We start from the raw sequence: 13220 nt of genomic DNA, 5'->3' as shown, positions 1-13220 counted from the left end.
TGGGGTGGGACGGTTCAGATCTATACATATAGTCCACCTCCGTTCGGAGATGTTCAGATGCTTAGGCTGCTATGTTACTAAATTAAACAAAATTCCACGCCTCGATTCTCCGAGAAAGCTCATTGCAGACGCTGTAATGATCATTCCGCTATGTGCCAATGTTCATCCGGGCAGACACCGTTGCTCAGGCAATACCGGCCACCTTCGGCGTCGATCAGGCGTTGGGCGGCATCGAGCAATTGCTCGCGATTCAGTCCGGCGACCGCATCGTAAAGTTGCTCAAGGTAATCCGACGGGCGGCCGGCCAGTTTACCCTGCCAAAGCAGTTCGGCCGCTTGGGCGCAGGGCAGGGTGTCGCTGTGGAACTGGGAGGCGAGTGCCCGTTGTTGGCCGAACAAGGTCGAATCGTCGATCTGCCGGATCAGTTGCGGTAGCGCTTCCAGGAACTGTTCCATGTGCGTGATCAATTCAGTCGCCGAGGCGCTGGGCGACTGGACACCGAACAGCAGACCGGTTTGCCCATCGATCTGCCTCAATCCGCTGAACACCGCGTAGCCCAGCTGCAACTCGACCCGCAGGCGTTGGTAGAACGGCGTCTGACACAGCTGTGCCAGTAACCGCCAGGCGGCTTCGTTGGGCAACGCCAGGGTGGGTGTCGGGCAAAACAGCAACACGGCCTGCTCGTCGCCCTGGGTCGGCAACCTGTGCCAGATACGCTGCGCCAAGAGCGGCGCCGGCTCGACTGGCTGGGCGGCAATGCCGGGGACCCTGGCCAGGGCAGGCCCCATGGCGCCCTGGGCTGTTTCAGAAAGGCCGATGGCCAAGCCGTCCCATTCGGCGGTCGCCCACAGGCTTTGGTCGCTGTCGGGCCGTGGCCTGGTTTCTGGTGGAGACGACGGTCGACAGTGATCCGCCAGCGCCTGCAACAAATGTCGAATCGGCATCAGCGGGGTTTCGTCTACAGCGTTGGGCAGCGGCTCCCCCAACTTTGTCAGGACCTGTTCGAGCACCAGCGGTATCGGTGCCTGCAAACCGATCAGCTTCAGCAGGCTTTGGTTTCCGGAGATCTCCATGGTGACTTCAACACCGGCCTGCCGGGCCTCCTCTCGCAATTCCTGCAGGTGCTGTTCCAGCCTGGATTGAAGATCGTGGGGCGCTTGAGCTGCCAGTCGCCAGCGCAGGTACACCACGCCTTCACGGAAGTGATCCGTCAGTCCCTGTCTGAATTGCATGGGTGAGCGGTCGCGTCGCCCCCGGGAGCGGTCCTGGGCGAAGGTCCGTAAACCGCGGTGGGCGCTTGTCTGACCGCGTATCAGACCGGCGCGGGGTGGCTCGATGGCCGTTTGCAGGAACGGGTTGGGCGCGGGTAGTTGCCATTCTTCAGTGATGTGAGTCGCAGGGTGCAACTGCCTGAGGATTTCTCTGAGCCTCACAAGATCGTTCTCCGACAGGGGGAGTCCCCGTCTTTCACTGTCCGAGCGCGCCAATTGCAGCGCCGATGCGGTCTCCTGCCGGCAATGGAGCAGGGCAGTCAACGCCTTGCGCAAGGATGCCCAGTCATCCTGGGCGGCAAAAAATCCCAACCAGTCGCGCAGCAACGGCTGTATTTCGTCGTGCCGTTGAGGCTCGTCGAGCTTGAGTTCGATGTGCAGCAGCGCCTGTCCGTCAAATTCATACAACGGCGTGGCGTTGAGGCTGTCAGCCAGACCACGTTGGCGCAACGTGGCCAGCAAGCCGCCCGGTTTGCCGGTGTTCAGCCAGGTGCAAAGAAAATCCAAAGCTTGGGGTGAAGCGCTGGGCAGGTCTTCGAAGGCGAATAGCAGATCGAGGCGACGGTCGCTGAGCTGTTGATAACCGGTATCGGCCGATTCCATCAGTTTCGGTGGTGACTGCCGGGCAGCTACGTCGCCGGCGGGCAGGTCGTTGCCGAATGATTCTGCCAGAGCGCTCAACTCATCGAGGCTTTGCGGGCCAACCAGGCTCAGGGTCATTTGGCCGTTGTGGTAGAACCGTCGATAAAAGTCCTGCAGTGCCGTCTGGAATTCAGGCTGCGACACGGCCAGGCTGTCACGGTTGCCGGCGTGAAAACCCCGCAGCGGGTGGACCATCGAGAGGCCTTCCAGCAGGGAAATCTGGCGCTGGGCCGCCGGGTCCTGGGACCAGGCGATGAACTCCGCCTGCAACACTTCTCGTTCCCGCAACTGGTCGGCTTCGTCCAGGCGCGGATGGACAAGCATGTCCTGCAACCGGTCCAGTCCGCCGGCGAAGGCGGCAGGCGGCAGCTCGATGAAAAAGTCCGTGGTGCGTTCGCTGGTGCGTGCGTTGACCTGGCCGCCATGCCGTTGCACGTAGGCCATCAAATGTTCTCCCGCAGGAAAACGCTCAGTACCGAGGAAGAAAAGGTGCTCAAGGAAGTGCGCCATGCCCGGCCAGGCCAATGGCGCATCATGGCTGCCGGCGGCTACCCGCAGCACGGCCGCGCTGCGTTTGAGACCGGCTGCATGACGCAATGTCACCTTCAGGCCATTGACCAGGGTTTCAGTGGAGGGGCGGAGGGAGTCGGGGGCCGGCATGAGCGCTTCCAAGGCAGAGATGCGCTCATGCTAGCGGATTGCAGGATGTTCTCAATCAGTGCTTGTGCAGGTCGCCGTAAAGCTCAGGACGGCGGTCATGCAAGTAGTTGTAGGCTGCGCGGGAGTTTTCCATCAATTGACGGTCCAGCTCCCCCACGATCAAGGCTTCATCCAGCCCCGCAAGGGCGGGACGGCTGCCATCCGGTGCGGCAATGCTGCTTTGGCCGCAATACTGCAATTCACCTTCATGGCCGCAGTAATTGGCGTAGGCCACGAAACACTGGTTCTCGATAGCCCGGGCGCGCACCGTAATGTCGGCGATGAACTCGTAGGGCAGCATGTTGGCGGTCGGTACCAGGATCAATTCGGCGCCGGCCAGGGCCAGGCGTCGAGCGTTCTCCGGGAACTCCAGGTCGTAGCAGATCAGGAAACCGAGCTTCCAGCCGTTGAGGCTAACGATCGGCAGTGAATCATCGCCCGCGCTGAACATCGCATGATCGAGGTCACCGAACAGGTGGCTCTTGCGATAGTTGGCCAGGCGCTCGCCCTGGGCGTCGATCAGTTGGACCGAGTTGTAGATCTGCCCGTTCTCGCTGCGCTCAGGGTAGCCATAGAGAATCGCCAGGCCGGAGGCCTTGGCAATGCGACCGATCTGCTGCGCCCATTCGCCATTGTAGACCTCGGCCAATACATTCACCGCGTCGACGCCGATGTTGTAGCCGGTCATGAACATCTCCGGCAGCACCAGCACATCGGCGCCCCTGGCCTCCAGCGCCACCTGATGCAGGCGCTGCAGGTTGGCGACCGGATCCAGTGGCAGCGGTGGGCATTGATAAAGGGCTACGCGCATCGACAACTCCTTTTATTCGGGCCGTTTCATTCAGGCAGTGCGATCGGACCGATCTCGTTGAATACATCACCTGGACCCGGGTTCTCGGCGTGAGTTTCACCGCCGAAGTGCTTCATGATTCCCCACACGGCATTGAGTGAGGTCTGTACCGCGCCTTCAACCCAGGCGGGTGTCCATGAGACGTCATCGCCAGCAATAAAGATCCCGCGTTGTTCAGCCGGCATGTCGTCTTGCATGAAATGCGCGTACATACGCTGGTTGTAACGATAGTGACCCGGCAAGGCGCCCTTGAAGGCGCCGAGGAAGTGCGGGTCGGCTTCCCAGGAAACGGTGATCGGATCGCCGATGATCCGGGCGGCGATGTCCACCTTGGGGTAGATTTTCTTCAGGGCATCGAGAGCCAGCTTCACGCGCTTTTCCACGGGATGAGGCAGCATTTTCAGCGCATCACTCATCCAGGAGTAAGACAGGCAGATGACGCCTGGCTTGTCATCGCCGTTGTCGAACAGGTAGGTGCCGCGCGTGAGGCGGTCGGTGAGGGTCATGCTCATCAGGTCGCGGCCGGTTTCCGGGTCCTTGTCCTTCCAGAACGGGCGGTCGACCATGACAAAGGTCTTCGATGATTGCATGTAGCGGGTGCGGTCCAGGGCCATCCACATCTTCTGCGAAAACAGCGCCTCTTCACATTCGATCTGGGTGGTCAGCAGCCAGCTCTGGCAAGTGACCAGTACCGCGGCATATTCCCGGGTGTCGCCCCAGACGTCCGTCACGCTGAACCGGCCATCTTCTGCGCGAGCGATGCGCTTCACACCGCTGCGGGGCGCGCCCAGGTGCAGCGAACTCAGGCTGGTGCCCTTTGGCCAATGCGCACAGCGCTCCGGCACGTGTTTCCAGATACCGTGGGGCACCTGTTCCACGCCGCCCACCACCAGGTGCTGGTGATCATCGCAGTTGGTCATCACCACGCGGAAGATTTCCAGCATCGAGTTGGGGAAGTCCGAATCCCAGCCGCCGGTGCCGAAACCGACCTGGCCGAATACTTCACGATGCTGGAACGAGAGCTTGGCGAATGCCTTGGAGGTGGCGACGAAATCATAGAAGGTGCGGTCGTCCCACAGCGGCACCAAAGTGTTCCACAACTCCTTGAGGCGCGACACGTCACGGGCGCGAATCGCTTGCTGGATCTCGCTGAAGCGCGAGCCGTCCTCCAGCGCATCGGCCCAGGCGTCGGCCACTTCCTGGAACAACGCGGGAAGGTCCGCCAATTTCTGCGCGTAGTAAGTCTGGCCCTCGAGGTCGATGACGGTGCTGCCGGAAGCCGGGGTCAACGGGTTGGGAAACGGCTTGGTTTCCAGCCCCAGCTTGTCGACATAGTGGTAGAACGCCGTGGACGACACCGGAAAGCGCATCCCCCCCAACTCGGCGACAATCCCTTCGGTACCATTGAACGCCTGCGAACGCAGCCGCCCGCCCATTTTCGAAGCCTCGTAGACCACCGGCTTGAGGCCCAGCTTCATCAGTTCGTACGCCGCCACCAGGCCAGAGATCCCGGCCCCGACGATTGCCACCTCGGCTCCGAGGTTGTCAGCCGGAATACTGCCCAAGCCGGCCGGATGCTCGATCCAGTCGTCAAAGGCGAAAGGAAAGTCCGGCCCGAAAATGGTGATGGGCTTCTTACCGTCTGCTGGGTGGCGATTGTGCTTGTTCATGGCTGACCTTGAGGGGCGACTCGACGCTTGCTCGCGTCTGAGTATAGGAAAGATGCCGGCCATTCTAGAGCGGGTTAAACACGTTAATAAGACGCAATGTGTCGTCGTTATGAATTATTAAACGTCATTTTGATGCGTTTAAAAGTCGTAATGACGAAGCGCACTTCCTTGTGGGAGCGAGCCTGCTCGCGATAGCGGTTTGTCAGCCCAGGTAGATGGTGGCTGGACTGAAGATATCGCGAGCAGGCTCGCTCCCACATTGATTCGGGTGGCACAGCCCTAGACCGGCTGCCCCCGATCAATCTTGCTGCTGAGGATGATGGAGGTGGTGGTCTTTTCCACGCCGTCCACGCTGCCGATCTGGTCCAGCAACTGATCCAGCTGTTCCGGCGAATCCGTGCGCAGCCAGGCCACATAATCGAACTCGCCACTGACCGCGCATAACTGCTGGACCTGGGCCATGGCGCTCAAGCGCCGTAGCACATCCTTGCCGGAGCGCGGTTGGACCTTGATGCCGACGTAAGCCTGCAGGCCGCCATCGATCACCCGCTGTCCAAGGCGCACGCCATAGCCGGTAATCACCTTGGTCTTTTCCAGCCTGGCCAGCCGGGAGGTTACGGTAGTCCGGGCGATGCCCAGTTGCCGGGCGAGCATGGCGACGCTTTCCCGGGCATTGATTTGCAAGGCGGCGATCAGCTGGCGATCGATTTCGTCAAGGACGGGAGGGCGTGTGTCAGACAAGTTGGGCTCCGGCGCGGGCATCGATGATGGGGCATGTTACAGGCTCTTGTGTTCGAAATAGTGGATGGCAGGTAACGCCAACGCTTGCCAGTACGGCGCCAGATGTAACTGCGAGGCCCCGAGCCAGAAACCGTCCTGGCAGACCAGCTGTTCAACGGGCAGTCGCAGCAACAGCGCCAATGGCAATGACTGGATAGAACCAGGGTCCTCATCGTCCTCCGCTTCCCAATCCCGTTCAAAACAGCGTATGAGCACCTGCTGGTCGTCGAAACCTTCAAACAGCGGACGGTTGCCCAACCATTGCGAATGCACCCGTAACGTGTGCGCTTGAACATCGAGTAGCAGCAATTGCCAGCCGCGATAGCTTCCACAAAGCTCTGTCACATCGGTGGCCATGCGGGTCAGCGCGAGATAGCGACCGTCTGGTGACCAGATCATCGAGGGCGCAAGGTCACTCAATGCGCAACCGGATGCGGTCAGCAGATGGACACCGAGCCGCGGCGTATTCGCACGGACCCAGCTGTCGGCATATTCCGTCTCGCTGCCAAACAGCCACGCGGCATCTCCATGAGTGGGCGAGGGCTGGATGAAATCGCCCTCGGCGATGGCCGCTTGCGGTCGATCCACCAGGCGCCAAGGAGCAACGCTGCGTAACTGCGAATCGCTCACCTGCAACGCCACGGTGGTGTAGAACAGCCGGGATTGCTCGTCGGGATGAAAGAACGAAGGATCGCTGCCGATCGTCGGCGCAGGCATATTGAAGCGTTGCAGCGCGCTGCTGTTCAGGTCCTGGTCCAGCCGACCGGCGATCGCCGCCAGGCTCAGCAAGCCATCACGGAAATCGAGCAAGCGGGCCACCCACATGAAGGGCCCCTCCAGCACGCACCGCGCCTCCACATCGACAACGGCGGCATGAGTCGCGACAGTCATCGAGTCTGCAAAAGGCAACAGGGCCAGATAACGACCGCAGTCGGAAACCCGATGATCCAGCAGCCAACGTCCCGGCAACTGCCAGTCACCGATTTGACAGCGGTAAGCCCCCAGACCCTCAGTGTTGTCGCAAAGCCAGATCAAGCGAGCACAGATACCGCCCAGCATCGGCTGTGTCGCTATAAACGACTCACCTCGCCGGCCCTGGCTGTCCAGCGGCATGGCAATGCTCATCCGGGTCAATTGAAACTCGGCGACCTGCACCCGACCCTGGGCGTCATGGCCCACCTGTATGTCGGTGTCGCTGTGGATGCTGTCGAGGCGGTAACCATACCGGCCAAGGGACGGGCGCGGGTAGTCGAGGTACGACTCGATATACACATGGTGCTCGTCGAGGTTCGACACGTCATGCCAGTAGAAAGAGGGCTCGGCATCACGCTTCACCCACGGCGAAGGCAGGGCACGCCAGCCCTGGTCAACCTGCCACAACCAGTAGCGGTCACCGCTCGGATGTCCGGCTTCTTCCTGGGCCAGACACACCAGTGCGCGCTGATCGGTGCTCCATACCAGCGCGGTATCGGCGGCCATCAGCAGGCCGGACGGTTGTCCATTGACGCTGACGGCATAGCGCGGTGAACGCAATGGTTGCACAGGCTGGGGCAGATCGCGAAAAGCCGGAGGCAAGACAATGTCACCTACCAGGCATTGTTGTCCGTCAGCGGAGCGCCGCTCGAAGGTGTGCGCGACATTGTCCGGATACCCGTCAGGTTCCAGCCAAAGGTCGGCAACGGGCACCAGATCGGCGGCGTCGGCGGTTTGCAGCAGTTCATCGATCCGAGTCTGGCGAACACTGTTGTCCACTAATGGACTGTAGCGACCGCTCAGGCTGTTGAGGTCCAGCGTGTCCAGCTCCCAGAACTCACTGTTGTCGCAGCGGTAGACCCGGCGTTGATGACGGTCGAGAACGAGCAGCCCCCAGCTCTGCCGGGACGGCACCGGCGCGGCGAAATAACGCCCATCGCTGGAAAACACCGCTGAGGAACCAAGGCCTTGCAGGAGCACCCCATCGGGAAACAGATAGTCGCAATAGGTCGGCCCGCCCATGGCGATTTCGCCGTGGTTGAACGTCCGGATCGGCTCACCTTCAGGGGTCAGTTGTGGCTCGGATCCGCCCCAGGCACTGGGTCCTTTGACAGGGGGCGACACCAGGCCGAGACGTCGCTCCCATTTGCTGACACAGGCGAGCCCGCCGATGATGGCGACGATTGCCACCAGAATCCCCCACCACTCGGGCAGCGCCCTGCCCAGGCTGAAACCCAGGCCAAATACGGCGCCGATCATCAACCGGGCACAACCCCGTCCCACCGATAAAAAGCCCAGGCGCGCCGCGATGCCCATCAACAGGCCGAAGAACAGCACCGTCAGCAAGGCCAGCGGGGGTGGCAGCACCGTGACGAAAAAGGCCGGCACCAGCAGGATGCCGAGTTGCCAGAACAGCTCTAGGAACAGTCGGGGGAGGGTGGGGGTGGCGATGATTGGCGTCTCGTGATGGTTTTTTGGGTGACGGACTTGGCGCGGATGGTTTTCATCATTCCCAGCTCGCGGAGTATTACTTCTGCTGCGCCAGGGGAGCAAGAGAGGACCGCTGCGAAATCCTCGTTAACAATTCGCGATGCGACCCAGATGGCAGGACGGCGGTTGGAGTGTCTAGGATTATTCCCTTGAGGTTATATATCCTGGGTGGCATATTTGAATGAAATGGGATGTTGAATACACAGATGAGTTTGAGATTTGGTGGAACCGTCTCGGTGAGAGTGAGCAGGATTCTGTGCAGGCCTCGGTAATGTTGCTGGGTGATGCCGGGCCTTTCTTGGGCTTTCCTCATACCAGCGATATTAAAGGTTCGCGTCATGGCAACCTTCGGGAGCTACGGGTGCAGCATGGAGGAAGACCTTATCGTGTGCTCTATGCCTTCGACCCGCGTCGCTGCGCCATTCTTCTGATCGGCGGAGGCAAGACCGGCCAGGATCGCTGGTATCACGAGTACGTGCCTTTGGCCGAGCGTCTTTATGACGAGCATTTGGAAGTATTGAAGAAAGAGGAGTTTGACAATGGCTAAGAAATTTGCCGATCTGGTGGCACGTCGTTCGCCAGATTCTCAGGTCCGCACGCAAGCGCTGTATCAGAAGTTACGGGCGGAAATGCCACTGCACGAGTTACGTCAGGCGCAGGAACTGAGCCAGGAAGCCTTGGCCAAGGCGCTGCATATCAACCAGGCGGCAGTCTCGAAAATGGAGCGTCGCACGGACATGTACATCAGCACGTTGCGTAACTACATCCGTGCCATGGGCGGCGAATTGGAGATTATCGCCACGTTTCCGGATGGTCAGGTCAGGATCGAAAACTTCTCCCATCAACCATAGTTGTTGGGTTTCCTGCGCATGCTCTTGTGCCGGGTTACATTTGAGCAGCGATGCTGTCCTTATCGAAGAGGAACTTGAAATCCAGAAACAGAAAAGCCGCGCAATGCGCGGCTTTCAAGTTGGTGGGCCCACACGGACTCGAACCGTGGACCAAAGGATTATGAGTCCTCTGCTCTAACCGACTGAGCTATAGGCCCTCAGTAGGCCGCGGATTATAACGACGGTTTCTCAGCTGTGCTATCCGAAAAATCCGATACGGTCATACGCAGAAACGTCGCGGCGAATTCGTCGGCGCTCAGGGGCAGGCTGACGATGTAGCCCTGGATCTGTTCGCAGCCTTCTTCGGCCAGGAATTGCTGCTGGGCCAGGGTTTCGACGCCCTCGGCGATGATGGTGAATTGCATGCTGCTACCCAGGGCAATGATTGCGCGTACGATGGCTGCATCGTGGGGATCGTCGGGCAGGCCGCGGACGAAGGATTGGTCAATCTTGAGGATGTCCAACGGCAGGCGCTTGAGGTAGCTCAGGGAGGAGTAGCCCGTGCCAAAGTCGTCGATGGCCAATTGCACGCCCAGTTTCTTGAGTTGGTGCAGCACCGTCAGGGCCTCTTCGGCCTGGCTCATGATGAAATTTTCGGTAATTTCCAGTTGCAGTAATCCAGGCTTGAGGTGGTTCTCCCGCAGGAGTTGTTCGATGCGTACCAGCAGGTTCGGTTGACGCAGTTGCGCTCCGGCCAGGTTGACCGACAGCGGACCGAGGCTGTCGTAGGCGCTGTTCCATTCGTACAGCTGTCGGCAGGCGCGCTCCAGGACCCAATCGCCGATCTGCAAGATCATGCCGTTTTCTTCCGCCAGGGGAATGAAGTGCTCCGGTGGCACCTCGCCAAACGTCGGGTGGGTCCAGCGAATCAAGGCTTCGGCGCCTACCAGACGGTTATCGGCGAGGCTGATTTTCGGTTGGAAAGACAGGGACAACTCGTTACGTTCAATCGCTCTGCGCAATTCGTATTCCATGGCTACGCGCTCACTGGCCTGGGCGGTGAGGTCGCGGGTGTAGCTTTCCACCCGGTTGCGGCCCTTGGCCTTGGAGCGGTACATCGCCGCATCGGCGTTCTTGACCAGTGTGGCGACGTCGCAGCCATCCTGGGGGTAGAGGCTGGTGCCGATGCTGGCGCTGATGAAGAACTCGTGTTCGCCGGCCTGGAACGGTGCGGCGAAACAGTTCAACAGCTTCAGGGCTATGTGCTCGGCATCGCTGGGCTGCTGCAGGCCCGGCAGCAGGATGATGAACTCGTCACCTCCCAGCCGCGCCACGGTATCGATATCACGCAGTTGCTCCCGCAGGCGCAAGGCGATGCCCTTGAGCAGCAGGTCGCCGACCGGATGTCCCAGGCTGTCGTTGATATGCTTGAAGCGGTCAAGGTCCAGGAACAGCACCGCGCCCTGCCCACCGTTTTCCTGCTGGTTGTTGAGGGCCGTCAGCAAGCGGCTTTCGAACAGCGTGCGGTTGGGCAGACCAGTGAGCGGGTCGTGGTGAGCCTGGTAGTCGAGCTTGGCCTGGGCGTGTTTGAGGCTGGAGATATCGGCGAAGACGGCGACGAAATGGGTGACCTGCTGATCACGATTGCGTACCGCGCTGATGGTCAGCCAACTGGGGTATAGCTCGCCGTTCTTGCGGCGATTGGAGATCTCCCCCTGCCAATGCCCCTCTGCCGTCAACTGGTGCCACATCGCGGCGTAGAACGCGCTGTCGTGCAAGCCGGAGGCCAGCAGTCGTGGCGTATGGCCCAAGGCTTCGGTTTCGCTATAGCCGGTAATTTCGCTGAAGGCGCGGTTCACAGCGCTGATGTGCTGTTGCGTATCGGTGATCAGCACGCCTTCGGCCGTGCTTTCGAACACGGTGGCGGCCTGTTGCAGTTTTTCCTGCATCAGATGGCGTTCGGTGATGTCTCGGGCGATGGTCAACATGCAGTCTTCATTGCCGATGGGCAGCGGACGGCTGGATACTTCGCAGAGCCGTATCTGCCCGTCGTTGCGCCGGATATGGCAGCTGAAGTCCTTGACGTAGCCGTCACGCTGCAGCAGATCGAGCATCTGCTTGCGCTCGTTGAGGTTGACCCAGATCCCCAGGTCCAGGGTGGAGCGGTCCACCGACAGGGCGCTGTTGAAGCCAGTGATGCGGCTGAAACCCTCGTTGACTTCAATCAGCAGGCCGTCGCTTTGTCGGGACAGCAGCAGACCATCGGGTGAAGCGTGGAACGCCTTGGCGAACTTCTCTTCGGAGGTTTGCAGTTGTTGTTGGGTTTCCTTGAGTTGACTGATGTCGCGCACCACTACGACCAGCGCAGGTGTCGTGTCGAGGTCGAAGGGCTCGGCGGAGATCAGCCCGGTGAACACCTGGCCGTTGCTGCGGCGAAAGGGCATCTCCAGGTTGCGGATACTCCCGGCCTGCAGACGCTGCAGCAGGCTTGGGCCAACGCCCTGGATGCCCCAGATATTCAGCTCGGTCGCGGTCTGGCCCACCACCTCCTCGGCGCTCAGGCCGATCTGTTCTTCGAAGGTTTTGTTGACTTCCAGCAAGCATCCGTCCAACAGACGCGCGATCACCAGAATGTCCGGGCACTGGCGGAACACCGAGGCGAATTTCTGCTCCGAAAGACGCAGCGCTTCCTCGGTGCGCTTGGCTTCACTGATGTCGATCATCAGCCCGCGCATTACCGGCTCATGACCGTGTTCGATCAGGCTGACAATGTCGCGAACCCACAGGCAGCGGCCATCGGCGGTGATGACTCGGTAATCGATGCAATGATCGCGTCCGGCGAGCACTTCATGATCGCAATAGGTTTGGGCACGGATAAGGTCCGCCGGATGAATGATGTTGCGCCAGAAGCCCGGGATCAGCCAATGGGCGAGGGGATAGCCAAGCAAGTCTTCGGCGTGGGGCGAGACATAGGTGTAGGTGAAGTCGCTGACCTTGGCTTCCCAGGCAATCGCCGAGAGGCTCTCCACCAGTCCGCGATAGTGATATTCACTGCTGCGTAGCTCCTGTTCCAGGTCGATTCGACGGGCGATCTCCGAGCTTAGGCGGCGGTTGATGCGAATCACCGCTGCCAGGATGCCCATCAAGAGCAGCAGTCCGGGCAGGCCATAAAGCAGCACGTCCGACCAGAACTGCCGGTAGTCGCGCACATTGCCGACCCATTTCTCCTGGATTTCAGCGATCTCGGCCGGGCTCATGTCGGCGATGACCTTGTCCAGAATGTTCACCAGTATTTGATTGTCGCGGGGAACGGCCATTGCCAACTGATAGCGATAGGGCGTCTCGCCGCTGACGTAAAGGCCTTCGAGCTTGAGCTGGCGAAGGCTCCAGACGCTGGAAGCAAGGTCGCCTACCACGGCATCCACTTTATCGGTTGCCAGGGCCTGCAGGGTTGAACTGACGTTGGGCAGCGCCACCAGGTTCAGGTCGGGGTGATGACTGCGTAGCAGCTCATGGGGGGCATAGTTTTCCACCACCGCAATCTTCAACCCGTACAGATCCTTGAGATTGTGAGGCTGGGCTCCGCCTCGATGGGCCAGGATAACGATCGGAAAGTCGAGGTAAGGGCGCGTAAAGGCCAGGAAATTCTGCCGTTCGGGGGTGGACATGATGCCCGGCAGCAGATCGATCTTGCCTTGTGCGACCGATTCCAGCACGGCGGTCCAGCTGGCGGGCTCAATGGGGGTAAGCGTGACTGCCAGTCGCTCGCGGATGATTTCAACGTAATCGGCGGCCAGGCCTTGATAACGACCTTGATCGTCGCGAAATTCGAACGGCGGCCATGAGGCATCGACGCCCAGGCGCAGGTCGGGGTGGTCCTTGAGCCAGCGGCGCTCTTCGTCAGTGAGCATCAACGCGCCAGCCGTTGCGGTCCAGGTCATCAGTGACAGCAAGAGCAGGGCCGTCAGTCTGGGCATCACGGTCTCGTCATGGCATAGGAAGGATGTTTCGAGTG

General features: G+C 60.3%; 8 protein-coding genes and 1 tRNA gene. 2 read left to right on the top strand and 7 right to left on the bottom strand.

Annotated elements, in window-relative coordinates; genetic code table 11:
• Positions 1-140: 140 nt before the first annotated feature.
• The 5 genes from pqqF to QZH45_RS27595 form a co-directional block, all read right to left on the bottom strand.
• Positions 141-2573: a pyrroloquinoline quinone biosynthesis protein PqqF gene (gene pqqF / locus QZH45_RS27615; RefSeq protein WP_024779399.1), complete on the bottom strand. Its 2433-nt coding sequence runs from the start codon at positions 2571-2573 to the stop codon at positions 141-143.
• A 55-nt stretch (positions 2574-2628) separates the two neighbouring features.
• A complete protein-coding gene (locus QZH45_RS27610) occupies positions 2629-3423 on the bottom strand; it encodes a carbon-nitrogen hydrolase family protein (protein ID WP_024779398.1) in 795 nt (264 codons plus the stop codon).
• 26 nt (positions 3424-3449) lie between these two features.
• Positions 3450-5132 carry a flavin monoamine oxidase family protein gene (locus QZH45_RS27605; RefSeq protein ID WP_024779397.1) on the bottom strand — a complete coding sequence of 561 codons (1683 nt, stop codon included), beginning with the start codon at positions 5130-5132 and terminating at the stop codon, positions 3450-3452.
• A 279-nt stretch (positions 5133-5411) separates the two neighbouring features.
• Positions 5412-5873, bottom strand: coding sequence for an Lrp/AsnC family transcriptional regulator (locus tag QZH45_RS27600; RefSeq protein WP_024779396.1), 462 nt, complete (start codon positions 5871-5873; stop codon positions 5412-5414).
• 36 nt (positions 5874-5909) lie between these two features.
• Positions 5910-8339 (bottom strand): sulfite exporter TauE/SafE family protein, encoded by a 2430-nt coding sequence (locus tag QZH45_RS27595; RefSeq protein ID WP_055135241.1) that lies wholly within the window; start codon positions 8337-8339, stop codon positions 5910-5912.
• Positions 8340-8556: 217 nt separating this feature from the next.
• Between QZH45_RS27595 and QZH45_RS27590 the strand changes: the two genes are divergently transcribed.
• Positions 8557-8922 carry a type II toxin-antitoxin system RelE/ParE family toxin gene (locus QZH45_RS27590; protein ID WP_024779394.1) on the top strand — a complete coding sequence of 122 codons (366 nt, stop codon included), beginning with the start codon at positions 8557-8559 and terminating at the stop codon, positions 8920-8922.
• Entirely contained in the window at positions 8915-9226 is a 312-nt protein-coding gene (locus QZH45_RS27585) for an XRE family transcriptional regulator (RefSeq protein WP_024779393.1), read from the top strand. Before QZH45_RS27590 ends, QZH45_RS27585 begins: the two co-directional genes overlap by 8 nt.
• Before the next feature lie 120 nt (positions 9227-9346).
• Here QZH45_RS27585 and QZH45_RS27580 read toward each other — a convergent pair.
• Positions 9347-9423: transfer RNA gene (locus QZH45_RS27580), tRNA-Ile, on the bottom strand.
• Positions 9424-9438: 15 nt separating this feature from the next.
• Positions 9439-13182, bottom strand: a complete 3744-nt coding sequence (locus QZH45_RS27575) for a bifunctional diguanylate cyclase/phosphodiesterase (protein ID WP_024777398.1) — start codon at positions 13180-13182, stop codon at positions 9439-9441.
• Positions 13183-13220: the final 38 nt, after the last annotated feature.

Origin of the sequence: Pseudomonas corrugata, assembly GCF_050920615.1 — a bacterium.
Taxonomy (GTDB): domain Bacteria; phylum Pseudomonadota; class Gammaproteobacteria; order Pseudomonadales; family Pseudomonadaceae; genus Aquipseudomonas; species Aquipseudomonas corrugata.
The sequence above is the reverse complement of the archived record's forward strand: the minus strand, read 5'-3'. Positions and strand labels throughout refer to the sequence as shown.

What these genes read in the sequence shown, in the direction of transcription:
- pqqF (WP_024779399.1), bottom strand. Translation starts at nt 2,573, where the DNA reads ATGCCGGCCCCCGACTCCCTCCGCCCCTCCACTGAAACCCTGGTCAAT.
- QZH45_RS27610 (WP_024779398.1), bottom strand. Translation starts at nt 3,423, where the DNA reads ATGCGCGTAGCCCTTTATCAATGCCCACCGCTGCCACTGGATCCGGTC.
- QZH45_RS27605 (WP_024779397.1), bottom strand. Translation starts at nt 5,132, where the DNA reads ATGAACAAGCACAATCGCCACCCAGCAGACGGTAAGAAGCCCATCACC.
- QZH45_RS27590 (WP_024779394.1), top strand. Translation starts at nt 8,557, where the DNA reads ATGAAATGGGATGTTGAATACACAGATGAGTTTGAGATTTGGTGGAAC.
- QZH45_RS27585 (WP_024779393.1), top strand. Translation starts at nt 8,915, where the DNA reads ATGGCTAAGAAATTTGCCGATCTGGTGGCACGTCGTTCGCCAGATTCT.
- QZH45_RS27575 (WP_024777398.1), bottom strand. Translation starts at nt 13,182, where the DNA reads ATGCCCAGACTGACGGCCCTGCTCTTGCTGTCACTGATGACCTGGACC.